Annotated in this window: 17 protein-coding genes and 1 pseudogene; 9 read left to right on the top strand and 9 right to left on the bottom strand. The window is 72.0% G+C overall.

Annotated elements, in window-relative coordinates; translation table 11 throughout:
- Window positions 1-50: 50 nt before the first annotated feature.
- Window positions 51-497 carry a DUF1992 domain-containing protein gene (locus ACIRO3_RS09810; protein WP_404134447.1) on the bottom strand — a complete coding sequence of 149 codons (447 nt, stop codon included), beginning with the start codon at window positions 495-497 and terminating at the stop codon, window positions 51-53.
- Between the two features lie 270 nt (window positions 498-767).
- Here ACIRO3_RS09810 and ACIRO3_RS09805 point away from each other — a divergent pair, with 270 nt between their 5' ends.
- Window positions 768-1,295, top strand: a complete 528-nt coding sequence (locus ACIRO3_RS09805) for a hypothetical protein (protein WP_404134444.1) — start codon at window positions 768-770, stop codon at window positions 1,293-1,295.
- Window positions 1,296-1,375: 80 nt separating this feature from the next.
- Here the strand turns inward: ACIRO3_RS09805 and ACIRO3_RS09800 are convergent, their stop codons facing one another.
- Together ACIRO3_RS09800 and ACIRO3_RS09795 are read right to left on the bottom strand one after the other, a co-directional pair.
- Window positions 1,376-1,663 carry an STAS domain-containing protein gene (locus ACIRO3_RS09800; RefSeq protein WP_365997803.1) on the bottom strand — a complete coding sequence of 96 codons (288 nt, stop codon included), beginning with the start codon at window positions 1,661-1,663 and terminating at the stop codon, window positions 1,376-1,378.
- Window positions 1,663-5,832 carry a SpoIIE family protein phosphatase gene (locus ACIRO3_RS09795; RefSeq protein ID WP_404134441.1) on the bottom strand — a complete coding sequence of 1,390 codons (4,170 nt, stop codon included), beginning with the start codon at window positions 5,830-5,832 and terminating at the stop codon, window positions 1,663-1,665. The genes ACIRO3_RS09800 and ACIRO3_RS09795 overlap by 1 nt, the downstream gene beginning before the upstream one ends.
- A 209-nt stretch (window positions 5,833-6,041) precedes the next feature.
- Between ACIRO3_RS09795 and ACIRO3_RS09790 the strand changes: the two genes are divergently transcribed.
- Both ACIRO3_RS09790 and ACIRO3_RS09785 read left to right on the top strand, forming a co-directional pair.
- Window positions 6,042-7,370, top strand: coding sequence for a PP2C family protein-serine/threonine phosphatase (locus tag ACIRO3_RS09790; RefSeq protein WP_404134438.1), 1,329 nt, complete (start codon window positions 6,042-6,044; stop codon window positions 7,368-7,370).
- Window positions 7,367-7,723 carry an STAS domain-containing protein gene (locus ACIRO3_RS09785; protein WP_365997800.1) on the top strand — a complete coding sequence of 119 codons (357 nt, stop codon included), beginning with the start codon at window positions 7,367-7,369 and terminating at the stop codon, window positions 7,721-7,723. Before ACIRO3_RS09790 ends, ACIRO3_RS09785 begins: the two co-directional genes overlap by 4 nt.
- Here the strand turns inward: ACIRO3_RS09785 and ACIRO3_RS09780 are convergent.
- Window positions 7,720-8,499, bottom strand: coding sequence for an alpha/beta fold hydrolase (locus ACIRO3_RS09780; RefSeq protein ID WP_404134434.1), 780 nt, complete (start codon window positions 8,497-8,499; stop codon window positions 7,720-7,722). The two genes, ACIRO3_RS09785 and ACIRO3_RS09780, sit on opposite strands and share 4 nt — an antisense overlap.
- A gap of 81 nt (window positions 8,500-8,580) precedes the next feature.
- Between ACIRO3_RS09780 and ACIRO3_RS09775 the strand changes: the two genes are divergently transcribed.
- The 6 genes and pseudogenes from ACIRO3_RS09775 (at window position 8,581) to ACIRO3_RS09750 (ending at window position 15,400) form a co-directional block, all read left to right on the top strand.
- Window positions 8,581-9,282, top strand: a complete 702-nt coding sequence (locus ACIRO3_RS09775) for a 4'-phosphopantetheinyl transferase family protein (RefSeq protein ID WP_404134431.1) — start codon at window positions 8,581-8,583, stop codon at window positions 9,280-9,282.
- Window positions 9,283-9,333: 51 nt separating this feature from the next.
- Window positions 9,334-9,738: pseudogene (locus tag ACIRO3_RS09770) on the top strand (GNAT family N-acetyltransferase); the annotation flags it as partial.
- A gap of 237 nt (window positions 9,739-9,975) precedes the next feature.
- The gene (locus ACIRO3_RS09765; protein WP_404134428.1) at window positions 9,976-11,142 is read left to right on the top strand and encodes a S8 family peptidase; all 1,167 of its coding nucleotides are present in this window, start codon (window positions 9,976-9,978) and stop codon (window positions 11,140-11,142) included.
- Between the two features lie 299 nt (window positions 11,143-11,441).
- On the top strand, window positions 11,442-12,734 hold the full coding sequence (locus tag ACIRO3_RS09760) for a hypothetical protein (RefSeq protein ID WP_365997796.1): 1,293 nt from the start codon (window positions 11,442-11,444) through the stop codon (window positions 12,732-12,734).
- Window positions 12,735-12,935: 201 nt separating this feature from the next.
- The gene (locus ACIRO3_RS09755; protein ID WP_404134425.1) at window positions 12,936-14,000 is read left to right on the top strand and encodes a WxL protein peptidoglycan domain-containing protein; all 1,065 of its coding nucleotides are present in this window, start codon (window positions 12,936-12,938) and stop codon (window positions 13,998-14,000) included.
- 68 nt (window positions 14,001-14,068) lie between these two features.
- Window positions 14,069-15,400, top strand: a complete 1,332-nt coding sequence (locus tag ACIRO3_RS09750) for a hypothetical protein (RefSeq protein ID WP_404134422.1) — start codon at window positions 14,069-14,071, stop codon at window positions 15,398-15,400.
- A 73-nt stretch (window positions 15,401-15,473) separates the two neighbouring features.
- Here the strand turns inward: ACIRO3_RS09750 and ACIRO3_RS09745 are convergent, their stop codons facing one another.
- The 5 genes from ACIRO3_RS09745 to iolD form a co-directional block, all read right to left on the bottom strand.
- Window positions 15,474-15,878 (bottom strand): hypothetical protein, encoded by a 405-nt coding sequence (locus tag ACIRO3_RS09745; protein WP_404134419.1) that lies wholly within the window; start codon window positions 15,876-15,878, stop codon window positions 15,474-15,476.
- A gap of 271 nt (window positions 15,879-16,149) precedes the next feature.
- Window positions 16,150-16,407 (bottom strand): hypothetical protein, encoded by a 258-nt coding sequence (locus tag ACIRO3_RS09740; RefSeq protein WP_404134416.1) that lies wholly within the window; start codon window positions 16,405-16,407, stop codon window positions 16,150-16,152.
- Between the two features lie 633 nt (window positions 16,408-17,040).
- Window positions 17,041-17,883 (bottom strand): Scr1 family TA system antitoxin-like transcriptional regulator, encoded by an 843-nt coding sequence (locus ACIRO3_RS09735; protein ID WP_404134414.1) that lies wholly within the window; start codon window positions 17,881-17,883, stop codon window positions 17,041-17,043.
- Window positions 17,884-18,325: 442 nt separating this feature from the next.
- Window positions 18,326-19,825 (bottom strand): CoA-acylating methylmalonate-semialdehyde dehydrogenase, encoded by a 1,500-nt coding sequence (locus tag ACIRO3_RS09730; protein ID WP_361771578.1) that lies wholly within the window; start codon window positions 19,823-19,825, stop codon window positions 18,326-18,328.
- Between the two features lie 11 nt (window positions 19,826-19,836).
- Window positions 19,837-21,711, bottom strand: coding sequence for a 3D-(3,5/4)-trihydroxycyclohexane-1,2-dione acylhydrolase (decyclizing) (iolD, locus tag ACIRO3_RS09725; protein ID WP_404134410.1), 1,875 nt, complete (start codon window positions 21,709-21,711; stop codon window positions 19,837-19,839).
- Between the last annotated feature and the right edge of the window lie 34 nt (window positions 21,712-21,745).

Raw genomic sequence — 21,745 nt, 5'->3', positions numbered from 1 at the left:
ACTCAGGGGCTGGGCTCGGGGGCCGGGGCGGGCGGGCCGGGGCGGGCGGGTCAGGCGTCCGGGCTCCCGGGGGGCTCGGGGTTCCGGCCGGTCGCGGCGGCCTCGCGGGCCGCGCGCCACGTCGCGACCTCGGCCTCGACGTCGAAGGCGTTCAGGTTGAGGGGTGGCCCGGGCGGGGGCATGCGCAGGGCCTTGCCGATCTTCTCGTTGATCGCCGTGAGGATGTCCCGCACCTGCCGTTCGGACCGGGCCGCCCGGACCGCCTCCACCGCGTCCTCGGCCTCCTTGCGCAGCGCGAGCGAGGGGGGAAGCGGCGAGAAGCCCTCGCGGTGCAGCTTGCCCTTGATCCACCAGAGTTCGTCGTACGGGGCGTCGAGCGAGGCCAGCGGTTTGCCGTAGCCCGGCAGGTTCTCGAATTCGCCGCGGTCGGCGGCCTCCCGGATCTGCCGGTCCACCCAGGACTCGATGCTGACGCCCGTCGGCTTGCGCTCGGTCACGGTTCCTCCTCGGACATGAGGACCCTCGCCCCTCGCGGAGGCCCCTGTACGACGAACTGCTCGTACCGTCCAGCGTAGGACGTCGCCCGCGGAGCGTGCGCAGACGAGCGTCGTACGTGGTGAGGGACGGGCGTCGTACGTGGTGAGGGACGCCTGGTGGGCGTGGGTGAGCCGCTCTCAGGTATGAGGCCGTGTCAGACTTCCGGCAGACTCCTGGTTCGTCCTGGGGAGGGACGCGCGTGGCGCCCCCGGGCCTGAACACTTGTGACCATGAAACGCCGCCCTCTCGTCATCGCCGCCGCCACCGTGGGAGCCCTCGCCACCGCCGCCTTCGCGCTGCCGAACCTCCCGCCCAACCCGGTCACCGAAACCCTCAACGACCGTGTGTTCAAGGAGAGGAGCAAGCGTTTCGCGACCGCGGCGGACGCGCCGACGAGAGGCGGGCGGGCGTTCGCCCTGCCCGGTTGGATACCGAAGGACGCCACCGACATACGCATACAGGCGCGCACCACCGGCGAGGCCCGGCTGATCCGGTTCACGCTGGGCGAGACCCCGCTGGACGGCCCGCGGTGCACGACCGGCGCCCCCAAGGCGGTGCGCAGCCCCCACCTGGGCGCCCGGTGGTGGCCGGGCGACACCCGCAAGGACGAGCGCACCGAGTGCCGGGGCACGCACCAGTACCAGGTCTCGGTGCGCGGCAAGAAGGTCTATGCCTGGACCGACGGGACCCGGTCCCCCGGTGTCGAGTCGGGGGACGGCGCCCCGGCGGCCGTCCAGGCGGTGCGGACGAGCGGCTGACGGCGGCCCGGGGACCGTCAGCCATCAGCCGCCCGCACCGCCGTCACCGGCGTCACCGCCCACAGCGTCGTCGCCCGTCGTCAGCCGCCGTGGATGGTGGTGAGGTCGGTGAGGCCGGAGATCGTCAGGACGGGTTCCAGGAGGGGGTTGGCGACGAGCTCGATGCGGTCGGCGTGCGGGAAGAGCACGCTGAGACCGGCGCTGTCGAGGTATTCGACGCCGCTGAGGTCGAGGACCAGGGGGCCGTCCGTGCCCGCGAGGGCGGCGGCCAGTTCCCCGGTGTTGCTCATGTCGATCTCGCCGACAGCGGTCAGCAGCGCGGTACCGTCGGGCCGCCGTCCGGGGGTGAGGGTCAGGGGAGTGGTCATCAGGCGATCCTCGTATGCATGTCGACAGTGGTCCCGGACGGGCCGGGGGTGATGGTGACCTGCTGCATCAGCGCGCGCATCAGGCCCATCCCGCGGCCGCGGTGGGTGTTGAGTTCCGGCTGGGGGGCTTTCCAGCGGCCGGTGTCGGCAATGGTCAGGTGCAGATTGTCGACATAGGCCTCGGCCCGGAAGTAGATGGTGTCCCCCGGGGCGTCGCGGTGACCGTGCTCGATGGCGTTGGCGCACGCCTCGCCCGCGGCGACCAGGACGTTCTGCACCGTGGTGGGGGGCAGGTCGCACTGGTCGAGCCAGCCGCGGAGCGTCTTGCGGACGGGGGCGAGCTGGGACGACTCGGCGGGGAAGGACATCTCCAGCGGGGCCGGGTGGCGGTAGAGCAGCAGGGCGACGTCGTCGTCGTAGCCGTCCGCGGGGGCCAACCGGGACATGACGTGGGTGGCGAGGTCGTCGACCGCGGTGTCCCGGCCGTCCTGGAGGGCTTCGCTGGCCTGGTCGATGCCCGCGCTGAGCGGGCGGCGGCGGCGTTCGACGAGCCCGTCGGTGTACAGGAGCAGGGTGGACCGCGCCGGGATGGTGCAGGAGGCCTCGGGGCGCTGGTTGCCGGGCCGGACGGCCAGCGGCAGGGAGCGTCCGTCCTCAAGGAGACGGGTGGTGCCGTCGGGGTGGGCGAGGATGCCGGGCGGATGGCCGGCGCTGGAGTACGTCAGCTGCCCGGTGTCGGCGTTGAGGACGCCGCAGAAGACGGTGGTACAGGTCGCGCCCGGCACACCGGCGGCGAACTGGTCCAGGGCCATCAGCGTCTGGGCGGGACTGGCGTCCTGGAGCAACAGGGCGCGGCAGGCGCTGCGCAGTTGGCCCATGACGCTGGCGGCTTCGAGGCCCCGGCCGACGCAGTCGCCGACGACGATGCCGATGCGGCCGTCGGGCAGGGTGACGGTGTCGTACCAGTCGCCGCCGACCTCCAGGGGCTGGGTCGCGGGTTCGTATCGGACGGCGAAGCCGTCGGGCAGTCGGGAGGGGCCCAGGATGGCGCGTTGCAGGGCGATGGCGGTCTCGCGCTGCTGGTCGAACTGGTGTGCGCGATTCAGTCCCTGGGCGAGGTGTCCCGCCAGGAGGGACAGCAGCAGCTGGTCCTCGCCGGTGAAGGGCCGGTTCTCGCCCAGGTCCATCCACAGGACGAGCGGACCGTCGGGGAACTCCAGCAGGATGCCGGCGCCCGTGTGGTCGGCGACGGGGGTCAGGATTGGCCCTTGGCGCAGCCCTTCGAGCATTTCGCGGCGTCCGGCGGGTAGCTCCGGCCAGGCGAGCGAGGCGTCGGTGGAGGTCAGTGCGGGTTCGTCGCCGCGGTCGAAGACCGCGGCGAGGACCCACCGGGCGCGCCACAGCTTCCTCAGTTCGTCCAGCGCGCCGGCCAGTGCCTCGGGCAGGCTGGTGGCCCGGGACAGGCGGGTGGCCAGGGCTGCCAGGGCGCTCTCGCGTTGGATGGCGTAGTGCTCGGCGGTGACGTCGCGGAAGGTCCCGACGGTCACGCGGCGCCCGGTGTCGGGATCGTCGACCTCGTTGAAGGTGGCCGTCGCCCACAGCCGGTGGCCGTCGCGGTGGGTTATCGGAATGGTGTACGAGCCCTTGGTGCTGCCCATCAGCAGGGCGAAGGCGTCGCCGACCTGCCGGTGCGCCTCGGCGTCGGTGGCCGCGTCGGGCCACCAGGGGTGGATCGGCCGGTAGGGCAGGCCTTCGGGGCCGTAGCCGAGGATGTCGGTGAAGGCCGCGTTGATCTCGATGACGGCGCCGTCCTCGTCGCAGACGAAGAAGGCCTCCTGCAGGGAGTCCACGAGCGCGGTGCGCCAGCGGGAGTGGTGGTTGCGCAGCCGCGCCAGTTCGATGTTCGCCCTGACCCGGGCGAGGAGTTCGGCGGCGGCGAACGGTTTGACGAGGTAGTCGTCGGCGCCGGCCTGCAGGCCCTCGATGGACGCCTCCTGCCCGGCCCGGGCGGACAACAGCAGCACGGGGACCGAGGCGGTGCGCGGGTCGGCCCGCAGCGCCGCGACCAGGGCGAGGCCGTCCAGGTGGGGCATCATGACATCGCTGACCACCAGGTCGAAGGCGTTCGCGCGTACGGCCCCCAGCGCCTGCCGGCCGTCGTTGACCGTGCTGACCCGGTAACCGGCGCCGAGCAACAGGCGGCTGAGGTACTCGCGCATGTCGGCGTTGTCGTCGGCGACCAGTACGTGGACCTGGAGCGCCGGGCCGCGGGTCGGTCCGTCGACGCTCTCCTCGACGCCCTCGACCGCGGCGGGCGTCTGCGCGCTCTGTCCGCCGGGCAGCCAGCGCAGGGCCTCCCGTACGAAGGGGTCGGCCGCGAGGAGGGCCGCTTCGGTGCCCGCCTCCGGGAGGACGGCGTCGGCGGGCAGGTGCGCGGAGCCGAAGGGCAACCGGATGGTGAACCGGGTGCCCTCGCCCTCGGTGGAGGTGGCGCTGATCTCGCCGCCGTGCAGTCCGACGAGTTCCTTCACCAGGGCCAGGCCGATACCGCTGCCCTCGTTGGACCGGGAGCGGGCGTTCTCGATGCGGTGGAACCGTTCGAACAGCCGGGGCATCTCCTGCGCCGCGACACCGATCCCGGTGTCGTCGATGGTCACCACCGCCGCACCGCCCTCGGCGCGCACGGCGACGCGGATCGAGCCGTCGAAGGTGAACTTCAGCGCGTTGCTCAGGAGGTTGAGGACGACCTTCTCCCACATGCCCCGGTCGATGAAGACCGGTTCGGGCAGCGGGGGGCAGTCGACCCGGAAGTCCAGGCCGGCCCGGTCGACGGCGGAACGGAACACGCTGGCGAGTTCACCGGTGACCGAGGCCAGGTCGACCGGCTCGTAGCCGGCCTGCATCCGGCCCGCCTCGATGCGGGAGAAGTCCAGCAGGGTGTTGACCAGCTTGCCCAGCCGCAGCCCGTTGCGGTGGACGACCTCCAGTTCCTCGCGCACGTCCGCGTCCGCGCCGGCGAGGCGGCCGCGCAGCTCCTCCACCGGTCCCATGATCAGGGTCAGGGGGGTACGGAACTCGTGGCTGATGTTGGAGAAGAACGTCGTCTTCGCCCGGTCCAATTCGGCGAGTTCCTCCGCGCGCCGCTGCTGTGCCTGGTAACTGCGGGCGCTGGCGACCCCGGTGGCGACGTGCCCGGCGACCAGTTCCACGAAGCCGCGGTACCCGTCGTCCAGGTCCCGGTAGCGGTTCAGGCCGACCACCATGAATCCGTACGGGTCGCCGCCCTGCTGCCGCAACGGCACCACCAGTGCCTGGAGGGGCGCTTCGGTCCGCTCCCCCGTCGGCAGGTCCGCGAACACGGCGCCGTCCAACGGCACGAGCGCGGACTCGCCCCGGGCCGCGGCGGCCGTCGGCCACACCGCCTCGGAGTCCGGCGGGAGGAGTTCCACCGCGGCGGGGTGGTCACCGCGGATTCCGGTGGCCGCGGCCAGCGCGGCGCTGCCGTCCTCGTGGAAGAGGTACGTCAGCGTGAACGGCAGGTCGTGCGGGTTGCGACTCAGTTGCAGGCGGGCGAAGTCGAGCATCTCCTGCTCGGTGCGCACCACGCTGGGGTCGGAGCCGAGGTCGCGCAGCGTGGCCATCCGTCGTTCGCCGATGACGCGGTCGGTCTCCTCGCTGACCACGCACAGCATGCCGACCACCTGCCCGGCGTCGTCGCGCAACGGGCTGTAGGAGAAGGTGTGGTAGCTCTCCTCCGGGTATCCGGAGCGCTCCACGAACAGCAGCAGCGCCTGGTCCCAGGTCGCTTCGCCGGTGGTGAGCACGGTGTCGATGCGGGGGCCGATGTCGTCCCAGATCTCCGCCCAGACCTCGCTCGCCGGTCGTCCCAGCGCCCACGGGTACTTCCGGCCCAGGGTGTCGCGCCGGTAGGCGGCGTTGCAGAAGAACGTGAGTTCCGGTCCCCAGGCCATCCACATCGAGAACTTCGACGACAGCAGGATGCTGACGGTCGTCTTGAGGCTCTGCGGCCAACCCTGCGGATCCCCGAGCGGGGTGGTCGCCGCCCAGTCCACCAGGGCCAGGTCCCGGCCGACCATCTCGTCGGCGGCGAACACATCGGTTCCGGCCGCCGCCGATGCCCGCGGCCCGGGATCCTCGGAACGCGTCACTGTCCACCCCTTCGTTCACGACGGCCGATGCCCGAGCGGGGCCCGCCGGCGGTGTTGGTGCTGTCCTTCTCCGAGCCATGGCCGTGACGACCTGAGCCACCCACCCGGCCGTCGGGCGATCCGGAGGAGCTCGTTGACGTGATCCGTAGAATAGGACAGCTGCGCCCCGGCCGAGGGGGCACGGCCAACGAGACGGTGTGAGAGGCGACATGACGGGGACCGAGTACGCCGTCCACCGGGACGTGGCGGATGCGGTGCAGGACGAGCGGCGGCGGATCGCCGCGGTGCGCCGTTACGCGGTCCTGGACACCCCGTCCGACGGGACCTTCGACAAGATCGCCGCCCTCGCGGCCCGCATCTTCGACGTCCCCATGGCCACCGTGGCGATCGTGGACAGCGACCGGGTGTGGTTCAAGGCCGCGCACGGCCTACAGGGCGTCAGGGAGGTCCCGCGCGAGGTGGACCCGAGCGCCCGCGCCGTCCCGGGGGACGAGCCGTACGTCGTCACCGACGCCCTCACCGACCCGCGCACCGCCGCCGATCCCCTCGTCCACGGGGAGCCGGGCGTACGGTTCCACGCCTCGGCGGCGATCACCACGGCCGACGGGTACCACCTGGGCAGCGTCAACGTCCTGGACACCCGCCCCCGCCACCCCGGCGAGGTTCAGCTCGCGACCCTCCAGGACCTGGCCGCGCTCGTCATGGACGAACTCGAACTGCGCCTGTCGGCCCTGCACACGGTCGCCGCCGAACGCGCGCGGCGCGCGGACGCCGAACGCCTGGCCCGCACCCTCCAGCGCACCCTGCTGCCGCCGGCCCTTCCCACGGTGCCCGGACTGCACGCGGCCGCCGCCTACCACACCGCTTCCGTGGACGAGGTGGGCGGAGACTTCTACGACCTGTTCCCCCTGGACGACGGCCGCTGGGCGTTCTTCCTCGGCGACGTGTGCGGCAAGGGCGCCGACGCCGCCGCGCTGACCTCCCTGACCCGCTACACCCTGCGCGCCGCCGCCATCTACGACCCCGACCCCTGCACCGCGCTGGCCAACCTCGACGCGGTCCTCAAGGGCGAGTACCAGGGCGACAACCCCCGCTTCTGCACCGCCGTGTTCGGTGTGCTCGACGCCGCGGCCGACGGGTCGTTCACCGTCACGCTGGCCGGCGGCGGCCACCCCCCGACCCTGGCGGTGCGGGCGGACGGCACCGTCGAACCGGTGTCCACCACCGGGGGCCAGCTGATCGGGCTGCTGCCCGACCCGCACTTCGTGCAGGCCACCACCCGCCTCGCCCCCGGTGACGCGCTGCTGCTGTACACCGACGGGCTCATCGAAGCCCGCACCGAGGACGGCAGCATGCTCGGCGAGGAGGGGCTGGCCCGCCATCTGTCCACCCACGCCACGCGAGGAGCCGACAGCCTGTTGGCCACGGTGCACAGCCTCTTCGCCGATCTGGGAACCGGAGTGAGCGACGACACCGCGCTGCTCGCCCTGTCCGTCCCGCCCCGCCGCACACCGCCACGCGCCCAGGAGCACAGGTGACCGACCACACTCTGACCGCCACCCGCCACACCCACTCCCGCGGTGCCACCGTGCTGGCGGTGGTGGGCGAACTCGACCACCACACCGCGCCGGAGCTCACCCGGGTCATCCAGGAGACGCCCTTCGGCCCGGACGTCCCCGTGCTGATCGACGTCTCCGCGCTCACCTACTGCGACTCCACCGGCATCACCGTGCTCGTCGGCGCCTACCACCGTGCGCACAAGGTCGACGCGCCCCTGCTCATCGTCGGACTGAACGCCGAGCTGATGCACGTCTTCCGCATCGTCGGTCTCGATCAGCTCTTCACCTTCCAGCCCACCGTCGAAGAAGCCGTCGACAGCCTGCACTCCTAGAGGTTGGGAGATTTGTCGTCGAGGAGCGCGGCGGTGGCCCGGGCGAAGCCCTGCGGGTTGTCCAGCATGATGGTGTGCCCGCAGTCGGGTACGGGTACGACCACCACCCCCGCGGCCTCCAGCGCGTCGGCGCCGGGCAGTGGCCCGTCCGCCGCCGGGAACAGGTAGCCGCGCGGCACCTTCAGCTCCAGCAGCAGCTCGCGCATCGTGGGTGTGGTGCCGGCCGCGAGGTGCACGGCCGTGCGGTACAGGCCGGTCCGGCCGGCCAGCCGCATGGTGGCCCACCAGTGCGGGCCGACCCGGTCGCGGACCTCGGCCCAGCCGCCCGCCAGGAACTCCTCCTCGGTGTAGGAGGCGATCCGGCTGCTGCCGGCCGTGGCCCCGGGCGGCGCGGGATCCAGGTTGGCGTCCACCAGCACGAGGCGGGAGACCAGCTCGGGGTGGCGGGCGGCCAGCACGATGGCCACGGCCCCGCCCATGCTGTGCGCGATCACCTCGGCCCCGACGACACCGGCCTCGCCCAACGCCACCGCCAGCGCGTCGGCGTGCGCCTCCAACGTGTAGTCGAACTCCTGCGGCCGGTCGCTGATCCCGTGCCCGAGCAGATCGACCAGCAGGGAGCGCCGTCCGGCCAACAGGGGGTGCGCGGCGCTCGCCGCGAAGTACGCGGGCGAGGTGGCGCCGAGCCCGTGCAGGTACACGCGAGCCGGTTCCTCGCCGGGCAGTTCGGCCCAACGGATCCGGTCGCCTTCCGGCGTGACGACGGCACTGAGCATGGTGTGTTCCCCCGGTCTGCGGTACGACGAATCCAGGACGAGGTTATCCAGGGCGGTGGGTGCCTCGTCTACCCTGGTCAGGTGAGCGAGGAAGTGAATCAACTCGGCGGTGAAGCGCCGCGACTCGGCGCGCTCCCCGCGGGCGCGGCCGTTGCCGTGTGGGCCCTGGACACCACGCGTGACGTGGTCGGCGGCCACCCGGTCGCCGAGGCGTCGGCGGTGCTCGACGCCGGCGAACGGGATCGCGCGGACCGGCTGCTGCGCCCCGGCGACCGACACCGTTACGTCGCCTCGCACCTGGGGTTGCGCGCGCTGCTCGGCGGCTACCTGGGGCTGGCTCCGGAGAAGGTCACGCTGGTCCGCGAGGACTGCCCGTGCTGTGGCGGGCCGCACGGCCGGCCCGCGGTCGCGGGGGGCGCGGTGCACTTCTCGCTGTCCCACAGCGGGGACCTGGCGTACCTGGCCTTCGCCGGGGCGCCGGTGGGGGTCGACGTGGAGGGCGTACCGAGTGGGCAGGCGGTGGCCGACGTCCTGGGGACCCTGCACCCGGCGGAGACGGCGGAACTCCTCGCGCTGCCGGAAGCGGAACGACGCGTACCGATGGCCCGGCTGTGGTCCCGCAAGGAGGCGTACCTCAAGGCCACCGGTACCGGCCTGGCCCTCGGCCTGGCCGATCCGTACGTCGGCTCGGGCCCCACCCCGGCCCCGGTCACCGGCTGGACCCTGTGCGACCTGTCGGCCCCCGCCGGGTACGCGGCGGCGCTCGCCCTGGCCGGGCGGTGAGGGGAGCCGCACTCGGCCGCCACCGCCCGACCGCCCCGTAGGGTGGCCGGCATGGACATTCGCCGCGCTCTGACCACCGCGGAACTGCGGGCCGCCGAGAGGCTCTTCGACGGTCCGGCCCGCGAGGACTGGTCCGCCCGTTTCCTGGCCGCGCCGGGGCACCTGATGCTCATCGCGTACGTGGACGGGGTGCCCGTCGGCATGGTCTCGGGCGTGGAGATGAGCCACCCCGACAAGGGCACCGAGATGTGCCTGTACGAGCTCTCGGTGGACGAGGGCCACCGGCGGCGCGGCATCGGCCGCGGCCTCACGTCGGCGCTGGCCGACGAGGCCCGGGCCCGGGGCTGTTACGGCATGTGGGTGGGGGTCGACACGGACAACGAGGCCGCGCTGGCCACGTACGCCTCGGCCGGGGCCCACGACGAGGGCGTGTTCACGATGCGCGGATGGTCCCTCGCCCCGGAATCCGCCGCGGGCGCCGACCCCGCCGCGGCCACCGCCCCCGCCGACCCCGACTCGGACACCGACACCGGGCCGGGCCCCGGGCCCGACGCCCGCTCCGGCGCCCGGTCCGGCGGCCGGTCCGGCGGCCGGTCCGCCCGGGGCTTCGCGTAGTCCTTGCGGCGGCGTGTCGTGCGCCCACTCGGCGCACCCTCCGCGCGCCCGCCCCAGGCCTCGCCGAGCATCGGCCGCATGACCGCATTCACCGCGCTGCTCCCGGCCGCCGCCCTGCTGGCGACGGCCGCCCTGTCGACCGCGCCCGCCGGCGAAGCCGCCGCCACCGAAGCCCCCCTCGCCCCCTACGTCGTGGTCCTCAAGGACAGCACGCGCGCCCCCGCCGCCGCCCGCGCCCTCGCCGCCGAGGCGGCCAAGGCCGGTGACGAGGTGCGGGCCGTCTACGACACCGTGCTGAACGGGTTCGCCCTGCGTACGACCGCCTCCCGCGCCGCCGCCCTGGCGGCCGACCCCCGGGTGGCCTCGGTCGAACCGGACGCCCTGTTCCACGTCGACGACACACAGCCGCGGGCGCCCTGGACCCTGGACCGGATCGACCAGCGCGACCTCCCGCTCGACGGCTCGTACACGTACGCGACGAAGGCGGCGGGCGTCACCGCGTACGTCCTGGACACCGGGATCAACACCGCGCACCAGGAGTTCGGCGGCCGCGCCCGCTTCGGCTACAACGCGGTGCGGTCGCAGACGGCGACCGACTGCAACGGGCACGGCACGCACGTGGCGGGCACCATCGGCGGGGCCACGTACGGGGTCGCCAAGGGGGTGTCCCTCGTGGCCGTGAAGGTGGCCGACTGCAGGGGCGACGGCCGTCTGTCGGAGATGGTGCGCGGCCTCGACTGGACGGTGGGGGACGCCCTGCGCCGCAGGGTGCCCGCGGTGGCCAACATGAGCATGGGCGGCGCGCGCAGTTACGCCCTGGACTCCGCGGTCGCCCGAGCGGTGGCCGCCGGGATCACCTTCACGGTGGCCGCCGGGAACTCCGCCCAGGACGCCTGCGGCGGTTCTCCTTCCCGGGTCCCCCAGGCCATCACGGTGGGCGCGACCGATTCCGGTGACCGCAGGGCCGCGTTCTCCGGCCACGGCCGTTGCGTCGACCTCTTCGCGCCGGGCGTGTCCGTCGTCTCCGCGTGGAAGGGCTCCACGACCGCCCTCGCCCGCGCCACCGGCACCTCCATGGCGGCCCCGCACGTGGCGGGGGTCGCCGCGTTGATCCTGGCCGGCGGCACGGCCACGTCCCCCGCGCAGGTCACCTCCGCCCTGCTGCGGGACGCCGGGACGAACCGGATCACCGGCCTCCCGGTGGGGACCGCGAACCTGCTGCTGCGCACCCCGGTCGGCCCTTGACAGTCGTCTGACACGTCGGACGCCGGTCGAACGCCTGACCGAGTCCAACCCCACCCGCACCCCCCGCATCACCGGTCCGCGCCACCGGTCCGCGCCACCGGTCCGCGCCACCGACCGTCGGTACCCGATGTCCCGTCAGACCCGTTCTGATGGGACATCAATTTGTGTGTGCTTCGGGAGAAAGCAAGTCATTGACTTCTCATCACCGTGACGCGTCAATGTCGGCCTCCGCACCGGCTCGGCCTCCCCCACACAGCGGGTGGGGGGAGGGGTTCGTCTGACGAAGGAGTCGCGACCCAGTGAGTACAACGTTCCGACGAAGAGTTCTGGCCGGGGCGGGCGCACTGTCCCTGGCCCTGACGGGCGGCGTCGTGGGCCTGGCGGGGACGGCGCAGGCCGCGACCAAGACCACGGCGGTGTTCGAGAACTGTGACGCTCCGGCGCCGCAGCCCGACGGTTCCGGCAACCAGGACTTCACGGTCACCCTGCCGGACGGCGCCAAGGCCGGCGACGTCGTCCCGATCACCATCGACCCGGGCGCGAGCCCGCTGATCCCGGGCTTCTCCGTCACGACGGTGAACACCTCCAAGATCACCCTCAAGGTGGGCACGACCACCCAGGTGGTCACCAGCCCGCCGGAGACCGTCAGCGTCGTGGCCGGGCAGCCGTTGGACCCGAAGGCGTTCTCGGGCACCATCAAGATCCCGGACGGCACCGAGGGCACCGCGGTCGACGTCAAGCTCGACCTGGCCGTGACCGACGCCGACCTCAGCGGGTCGGTCTTCACCACGACCTGCACCCCGGCGCCCCGTCCGAGCGCCTCGCTGGGCTCGGTCGCGGTCGAGGCCCTCCCGAAGGACCCGATCACCACCAAGGTGACGCCCAACAGCGGCAAGGCGGGCACCGCCGTCGTCGTCACGGGCGCCAACTTCCCGGCCGGCGCGGTCACCTGCTCCGCCCTGCTGGCAGGCGCGGCGACCGGTGACACCGGTACGGGTTCGGCGGCCGCGTCAGGCGCCGCCACCTGCGAGGTCACGGTCACCAAGAAGGCCGACGCCCTCAGGATCGACGGCGCGATCACCCCGTACAAGTCCTTCGTGTTCCTGGAGGACCAGGCCGGCGTGAAGAACCCGGTGGACGTCGAGGTGCTGCCCGGCCCGCTGGCCCTCGGCCCGAAGGACGGTCAGCCGGCGGTCGACTTCGGTTCGGTCACCATCAACGGCAGGCCCCAGTCGGTGGTCGGCGTGTTCAACGCCGCGACCGTCCAGGACTTCCGCGGCGGCTCGCTCGGCTGGGACGTCACGGCGACCCGTACGCCGTTCCTGAACGCCACGACCGGGCACTCCATGCCGAAGGCGCAGATCGGCATCCAACCGTCCTGCACCGTCACCAACCCGGACAGCCCGAGCACGTGCACGGCGGGTACGCCCGGTGCGATCACGGACACCCCGATGCAGGTGGCCTCCCAGGCCGCAGGCGGGGACGAGTTGACCGGTGGTGAGTTCGCCGTCGGTGGCGCCGGGATGATCCAGCTCCCGCCGTTCATGTTCGCCGACACCTACCAGTCGGTCGTCACCTTCTCGATCTCCTGATCGGGTCCGGCCCAGGGTGGTGCGGCGCCCCCGGCGTCGCACCACCTTCCCGGTTTCCCCCGGCCGGCTGTGCTCCCCGGTCGCCGGTCGTCCCGGGCCCGCCGGCTTCCCCCGGCCGCCCGGTCGCGCTCGGCCCGCCGGTTCCCCGCCCGCCGGTCGTCCCGGCCGTCCACCGCGATCGTCCCGCCTGGAGACCCGCCCATGCGCACCCGCACCTCCCCGTACGGCCCGCCCCGCGGGCTGCTGGTCGGCCTGCTCCTCGGGCCGCTCCTCGGCCTGTTCCTGCCGGTCACGGGCCTCCTTCCCGCCGTCTCGGCCGCGGCCGCGGACAACGGCACGTGGGGGGTGTTCCCGACGCCGCCGGTCGGTGCGGCGATGACGGACCGGGCGTACTTCTTCCACCAGGGCGCGGCCGGGAGCACCGTCGCCGACAGCGTGACGATCGTGAACTCCTCCGACAGGGAACTGACCTTCCAGGTCTTCGCGACCGACGCCGTGAACACGCCGGCGGGCGGCGCGTTCGCACTGTTGCCGGTCGAGTCGAAGCCGAAGGACGTGGGTGCCTGGACGGCGCTGTCGGCCGGGGCGTCGGGGACCGTCACCGTCCCGCCGAAGGGCCGCGAGGACATCCCGTTCACCGTCAAGGTCCCCGAGGACGCGACACCGGGCGATCACACCGGCGGGATCGTCGCGCTGAACACGGCGCTGGAGGGTGTCCGGGCGGACGGCAAGGTGCAGGTCGGGGTGAAGCGCTCGGTCGGCGCCCGCCTGTACTTCCGGGTGCCGGGGCCGCTGACGCCCGGCCTGAGCGTGGAGGACGTGCGGGTCGGCCGGGGCGCGCCGCTGTTGCCCTGGTTCAAGGAGGCCCGTGCGACCGTCTCGTACGCGCTGGTCAATCGGGGCAACGTGGTCGTGGAGCCGAGGGTGACGGTCTCCGCCGAGGGACTGTTCGGGCGGAACGTGCTGGATCGACCGGTCCGCGCACCGAGACTCGTGCTGCTGCCCGGGCAGCGGATCGAGCTGAGCGAACCGTGGCCCGAATCGCCGCAGTTGGACTGGGTCACCGTCAAGGTGACGGCGGGGGCGAGCGCCCACCCGGATCTGGTGTCGGAGGTCGAGACGGATTTCCTCGCCGTACCGTGGCTCGCCGCGGGCATCGCGCTGCTGTCGACGGCCGCCGGCATCGCCTTCGCGGTACTGCGCCGCAGGAGGAAGGCCGGGCCGCGACAAGTCGCACACGCACCGGACTTGGCGCGGACGTCCTGACCGGCGAGGGTGTCCCCAGTTGACGTCGAAGGCATTCGGCCATCGCCGGCAAGGGGGAGGTGGTTTCGATGGGACGAGAACACAGCGAGCTCCGCTCCGACGGGCCGTACGCGGACCACGCGCGGGCCGACGGGACGCGCGCGGACCGGGCACGGGTCGACCGGGTGCGGACGGACCCGGCGCAGGCCGACCGGGTGCGGGCGAGACCCGTCCCCCGCATCACCGCCGTGGCGCACGAGGCAGGGGCGGCGGTGAAGGGCGCCGGGCTGCTGACCCGCGTCGAACGCGCCCTGGGCACGGGCACCGCCGCCTACCTTCCCGGCGACGGTTGGATCCGGCTCACCCTCCCGCTCCACGACGGCGACCCGGCCCCGGTCACGGTCGAGGTGCTCGCGGACACCACGCGGGTGCCGCACGGCATCGCGTACCTCCTGCCGGGCGGCGGCCTGAACTTCGCCGCCGACTACTTCACCCCCGACGGTCACGACGGCGGCGGCCTCGCCCACCACCTGCGCCGCCAGGGGTTGTTGGTCGTGGGCGTCACCCCGCGCGAGGACGCCGCCACCGACGCGGCCGACGTCACCGCCGACCGGGGGCTCGCGGCGCACCGCCGGGATCTCGCCGGCGTCGTCGCCGCGCTGGACGCCGTACTGCGGCTGCCCTACCAGTACGCGGGCCACTCCGCCGGGGCCGCCCTGGCCCTCGACGCCGCCTCGCACGATCCGTCGCCGCGGCTGCGCCGCGTACTCGTCCTGGACACCACCGGCCCCTACACCGGCGACCGCGCGACCCGGGCGGCGAAGGCGCGGGACGTGTACACGGACCTGCTCGCCCGCGGCACGTACGCGACCGATCCCGGCCTGGCCGCCCTCGTCGCACGGGCGGTCACCGACCCGGACTCCCCCTCCCCCGTCCCCTGGCCGCCGGATCCGAACCTGCGCTTCACCAACGCCGGGTTGGCCCACTTCGCGCTGATCCGCACCGCCGACCTGCCCGGCGAGGCGAACTGGATCCACCGGCAGGGCCACGCCGCCGGCGAGTACGTCTTCGGCGCGACCCCCGCCGAGGACCGCTTCGACCTCACCCACACCCCGCTCGCCACCTGGCACGCGGCCACGGCCGCCCTGGGCAGCGGGCTGATCCCCACGGCCCTGATGCGGGACCTCGCCGCGATCTGGGCGGGCGACGAGGAGACGTACCGGATCGCCTGGGACCGCATCCGGGCCGAGGTGGTGTGGGTCAACGCGGGCTCGGGGCGCGGTGACGAACCCCGCGGCGCCGACCTGATCCGCGCGTGCGGCAACGCCCGGGTCACCTTCACCGCCGTCCCGGGATACGGCCACGGCGACGTGGTCTGGAGCCCCGCGGCCCCCACGGAGATCTGGCCCCTGCTCCGCTGAGGAGGCGCTGCACCTCCCCTCGATCCGTGTTCGTCTGCGGCGTTCCGAGAGAGCCGTTCTCAACTCCGGCCGGCTACGCCCGGAAGATCGGCTCGTACGCCGCCACCTGTTCCGGGGTGACCTCCTCGACCGTGAGGTTCCCTGTCCACAGGTGGTCGCGGTAGCAGTACCCGTGAAGCTCAGCCCGTCGCCCTGGGGTGACCTTCCACGTACCGGTGGGCAGTTTCACGACCACATCACTGCCGCATGCGAACGACCGGCTCGCCTGAGCCATGATCCAGCGCGCGTGATCGGCGGGCCCTTCCGTCTCCCGGCACATCTTGCGGGCCGTGTCCCACAGCCGCCCCCACTCGACGCCAGGAGTCAGTGGCCCGACGATCGCCACCTCTCCGATGTTCCGGCTGTCCAGTGAGTGAGTGGCGTAGCCGTATACCGTGCCGAAGATCCGGAACACGGTGACGCGGCTCTGCCCTGCCAAGGGCTCAACAACTGCCGTGCGACCAACCTCTGTTCATGCGTGAGCCCCGGGCGCATTGGCCGCACCCGGGGCTCATCTCCCGGGTGGATCAGCAGCCGTCGCCGTCACCACAGCAGGCCGGGGGGGTGCAGTCCTTCGCGGCGCCCCACAGCCGGTCATCGACGTGGAACCCGGCGGCCCGGACCCGATCCACCACGGAGCCGATGAGCGGACGGGTACGGACGGTGGCCTTGGGCTCGTGTCCGAGGAAGAACCCGAACTGCTCCTCGCATCACGCGGCGTACGCCTGCGTGTGGAGGACGAACGAGTGCCACCCGGGGTCCACGGCGTCCGACGGCGTCATGTCGAAGGCGCGGGTGTCACCCATGACCTTGAGGAAGGCAAGGGCCTGGTCCACGATCCGCAGGGCGCTGGACAGCTCGTGTCCATACTCCTGCGCGCAGAACTCGGAGACCTTCTCGAACAACTCGGGACTGACGAGGTCCCGCCCGTGCCGTAAGGCGACGGGAGTTTCCAGCACGGTCGTCATGCGTACCTCCTACGGGATCTGGGCATCACGCGGCGGGTGCAGGCGGGAACTTCTCCTCGTCTCCGGGATCGGTCATGGTTGCACCTCCTTTCGATATGCGGTCAGGCATCACCAGCAAATCCGGTGGGCGTTCCCTCCGGCGCAATCAGGGCACTTGCGGCGGCCGAGGGCGCACATGCGGCACTGCTCGAAGTCAAACCCGCAGCAGTAGTCACACCAGACCGTTCGACGCCCCGTGCAGGTACCGCAATGGGTCACCCCCGGGATCAGGCGAGTGCCGGTGTCTGCCGGGTCGGGTCCAGGTGTCACGGCCCGAGGTCATAGGGGCCAGGCCGCTGCGTCTGCCTCTCCATCAAGTGGCCCCACCCTGGGGGCTGGGGCACTTGTTGTGCCGGTAGACGGTGACGGGGGCGCCGGACGTGCGGTCCTCGACGTGCCGGCGTACGGGTTCCAGAGGCTTGACCTTGCGGGAGCACGCGGAGCACGTCCGGCCCGGGGCATAGGTCAGGTACTCCCAAACGTCCCGGTCGAATTCCGGAATCTCTTCTTTTTCGCCCTCGCCATGCCGTGCCCCTTCCGATTGCCGTTCGGTACGCAACAATCTTCGACCCGAGGCAGGGCGGCGCTGAAGGTTTATTCGCGTTGTCGGGTAAAGACAACAGACCACTCGTTCAGGCGTTCGCGGGCTTTCTCGCCAAACAGAGCGTGTCGCTCGAAGGTCGCGAATTCATCGAGATAGGAAGATACGTCCCGGTGATCTCGAAAGACCATCACACCAGTGGATGTTTCGACCGTTGTGAGTCGGTCGTCATAGACGGTGAAGACGTTAAGCGGGCCCGGCATCACCGAGGACACCATAGGGATCACTCCGATGCGCACGTTGGATAGGCGCGTCAACGACGCCAGCCTGTCCATCTGCATGACCAAGGCATGAGGAGGAATGAGCGGCCATCTGACGGCCTGCTCCGTGAGGATGAACGTGAACTGCTTGGACCTGTCGTAGAGAACGGCCTGACGCTCAAGCTTCTTCGCTACGGTCTTGCTCTGATCGCCAGGCACGTCGGCAATGCCGGCCCGCACATACTCCGGTGTGGCCAGGAGTCCTGTGATCATCGTCGGTAGGAAGTAGCGGAACTCTGTGGACGACTTTTCGAAGCCGGCCAGCTCATTCTGTCGCTTATCCAAGCCCCTACGACGGGAAGACCACGCGTCCTTCCATTCGGTGTTCGCCATCCGCGCGAGCGCCATCACCTCAGTCACCAAGGAGGTGGGCGCATCGAGCGCCCGGAGGATTAGTTCAACGTCCACAAGAGCAGGGGTCAGCTTCCCGCTCTCGATGTTGCCGACTTTCGTCTGGGACATGTTGCAGCGCTGAGCGAGCCGGGCCTGAGTCCACCCGGCCCGCTTCCTTAGCGTCTTTAGTGTTTGCGCTAGGTCGGCCCTTGACTCTCCTAGCTGCTGAGGGTCAAACGACAATGCCCCTCACGTATTCCTCAAATGGCACCGACTCGGCGATAGCGATGCGCTGATATTCAACGAACTGAGCCGGATCTCCTGCGTAAACTTCTCGGCTGCTCTGTCGACCATCCGACTCGTAATGCATGAGCACCACTTGACACGCCCCCTTGGACGATGATCGAGCCGCTCGGGGAGACGTACACGTTGGGGCAGTCGTCCTTACCGCAGGTGCCGTTCCCGTTGCCGGTGAGTCGGGTCAGTTCCTCACGAGCCATGGTGAAACCCCCTCGTCGGGCAGCCCGGTTGGGCTGGTGACCATGACGTTACGAGGGAGTGCGGCCCGCCGTCCATGCGGTCTCACCCATATTCGTGTAGTCGCATAAAGCCAGGTCCCGGATGGCCCGGAACAGCAGAAACCCCCGGCCGGTGAGGGTTGGCCGGGGGTTCTGGGCTGGTGGGGTCAGTGGTTGCGGGGGAACCCCAGGTCGACGCCCGCCGGGGCGTCGGACGGGTCCGGCCAGCGGGTGGTGACGACCTTGCCGCGGGTGTAGAAGTGGATGCCGTCGTTGCCGTAGATGTGGTGGTCCCCGAAGAGGGAGTCCTTCCAGCCGCCGAAGGAGTGGTAGCCCACCGGCACCGGGATCGGGACGTTCACGCCGACCATGCCCGCCTGGATCTCCAGCTGGAAGCGGCGGGCCGCGCCGCCGTCGCGGGTGAAGATCGCGGTGCCGTTGCCGAACGGCGAGGCGTTGATGAGGGCGACGCCCTCCTCGTAGGTCTCGGTGCGCAGCACGCACAGCACCGGGCCGAAGATCTCGTCGCGGTAGGCGTCGGAGTCGGTCTTGACGTTGTCGAGCAGCGACAGGCCGATCCAGTGGCCGTTCTCGTTGCCCTCGACGGTGTAGCCGGTGCCGTCCAGGACCACGTCGGCGCCCTGCGCGGCCGCGCCCTCGACGTACGAGGCGACCTTGTCGCGGTGGGCGGCGGTGATCAGCGGGCCCATCTCGGAGGTGGGGTCGTTGCCGGGGCCGATCTTGATCTTCTCGGCGCGTTCGCGGATCTTGTCCACCAGCGTGTCGGCGATCGCGCCGACGGCGACGACCGCGGAGATCGCCATGCAGCGCTCGCCGGCGGAGCCGTAGGCGGCGGAGACGGCCGCGTCGGCGGCCGCGTCCAGGTCGGCGTCGGGGAGGACCAGCATGTGGTTCTTGGCGCCGCCGAGGGCCTGGACCCGCTTGCCGTTGGCGGAGGCGGTGGTGTGGATGTGCCGGGCGATCGGCGTGGAGCCGACGAAGGACACGGCCGCGATGTCGGGGTGGGCGAGCAGCGCGTCGACGGCGACCTTGTCGCCGTGGAGCACGTTCAGCACGCCCGCCGGCAGGCCGGCCTCGGTCGCCAGCTCGGCCAGCTTGTTGGAGGCCGACGGGTCCTTCTCGCTGGGCTTGAGGATGAAGGTGTTGCCGCAGGCCACGGCCAGCGGGAACATCCACATCGGCACCATCGCCGGGAAGTTGAACGGGGTGATGCCGGCGACCACGCCGATCGGCTGGCGGATCGAGGAGACGTCCACCCGGTTGGACACCGACGTGGACAGCTCGCCCTTGAGCTGGGTGGTGATCCCGCAGGCCAGTTCGACGATCTCCAGGCCGCGGGCCACCTCGCCCAGCGCGTCCGAGTGCACCTTGCCGTGCTCGGCGGTGATCAGTTCGGCGATGGCGTCGCGGTTGGCGTCCAGGAGGGCGCGGTAGGCGAACAGCACCTTGGTCCGGGCGGCCAGCGAGGACTGGCCCCAGGACAGGAAGGCCTCCTTCGCGACGGCCACCGCCGCGTCGACCTCGGCGCTCGACGCGAGCGCGACCTGGGTGGTGACCTCGCCGGTGGCCGGGTCGGTGACCGGGCCGTAGTTGCCCGACGCGCCCTCGACGGTCTTGCCACCGATCCAGTGGTTGACGGTCTTCATGCCTTGCTCCTTCACAGATGGCGACGTCGCTGCGCGGCTTGCCGGTCGTACTCTTCACGGGCCAGGGCCGCCGACGAACGGGTCGCGGTCTCGGCCACGGGAACATCCCACCACGCCTGTGCCGGGGGTGGGCCCGACACAGTGTCGGGTGTTCGGGTCTGCGCGTAGACACATGTGGGCCGGTCGGTCGCCCGTGCCTCCGCGAGAGCTTTCCGCAGGTCACCGATGGTGCGGGCGGAGATCGCCACCATCCCGAGGGAGGCCGCGTTCAGCGCGAGGTCCACCGGGAGGGGCTCCCCGTCGTACGCGCCGTCCCGCCCCCGGAAGCGGTACGCGGTCCCGAAGCCCTCCCCGCCCACCGCCCGCGACAGTCCGCCGATCGACGCGTAGCCGTGGTTGTCGAGGATCACCACCTTGATCGGGATTCCCTCCTGCACCGCCGTGACGAGTTCGGTCGGGTTCATCAGGTACGTGCCGTCGCCGACCAGCGCCCACACCGGCCGGCCGGGCGCCGCGAGCGCCACGCCGATCGCGGCCGGGATCTCGTAGCCCATGCAGGAGTAGCCGTACTCGACGTGGTACTGGTCGCGGGACCGGGGCCGCCACAGTCGGTGCAGGTCGCCGGGGAGCGAGCCGGCGGCGTTGATCAGGATGTCGGAGGCGTCGACGAGGGAGTCGAGCAGGCCGAGCGCCTGGACCTGGGTCGGGACGGCGTCCTCGTCGGGGGTCTCCCACGCCCGGTCGACGAGGCTCTCCCACCGCCGGTTGCCGTCCTGGTACGCGGCCTCGTACGCGGGGTCCACGCGGTACCCGGCGACGGCGTCCCGGAGTTCGTCCAGGCCGGCGCGCGCGTCGCAGACCATCGTCCGCGCGGCGAGTTTGTGGGCGTCGTACGGGTCGAGGTTCAGCCCGAGGAAGCGGACGCCGGGGTGTTGGAACAGGGTCGCGGAGGCGGTGGTGAAGTCGGTCAGCCGGGTTCCCGCGGCGATCACCAGGTCGGCTTCCCGGGCCAGGGCGTCGGCGGTGGCCGTCCCGGTGTGCCCGATGGCGCCCACCCCGGCGGGGTGGTCGTGCGCGAGGGAGCCCTTGCCGGCCTGGGTGACGGCGACGGGGATGCCGGTGGCGTCGGCGAACGCGGCGAGGGCCGTCCCGGCGGCGCTGTGCCGGATCCCGCCGCCGGCCACGAGCAGGGGGCGGGCGCAGGCGCGTACGGCCTCGGCGGCCTCGGCGAGTTCGTCCCGGTCGGGCCGGGGCCGGCGCACCCGCCACACCCGTTCGGCGAAGAACTCCTCGGGCCAGTCGTACGCCTCGGCCTGCACGTCCTGTGGCAGCGCGAGGGTCACGGCGCCGCTCTGCACGGGGTCGGTGAGCACCCGTACGGCCTGGAGGGCGGCGGGGATCAGGGCCTCCGGGCGGCCGATCCGGTCGAAGTACCGGGAGACGGGCCGCAGGGTGTCGTTGACGGAGACGTCCCCGGCCCAGGGCACCTCCAGCTGCTGGAGCACGGGGTCGGCGGGCCGGGTGGCGAAGGTGTCGCCGGGCAGGAGGAGCACCGGGAGCCGGTTGACGGTGGCCAGGGCCGCCCCGGTGACGAGGTTGGTGGCGCCGGGCCCGATGGAGGTGGTCACGGCGTGGGTGGACAGTCGGCCGCTCTGGCGGGCGTACCCGACGGCGGCGTGCACCATGGCCTGCTCGTTGCGGCCCTGGAGGAACGGCATCCGCTCCGGGCCGCTCTCCAACAGGGCCTGCCCGATGCCGGCGACGTTCCCGTGCCCGAAGATCCCCCAGGTCGCGGCGATCAGCCGCTGCCGGCGGCCGTCCCGCTCGGTGTACTGGGCGGACAGGAACCGCAGCAGGGCCTGGGCGACGGTCAGCCTGGTGGTCATGCGGCCACCTCCGGCCGGTGGACGGTCGGCCTGG

It is taken from the genome of Streptomyces sp. NPDC102278 (assembly GCF_044766345.1).
GTDB lineage: Bacteria > Actinomycetota > Actinomycetes > Streptomycetales > Streptomycetaceae > Streptomyces.
This window is presented reverse-complemented; position numbering and strand designations above follow the sequence as displayed.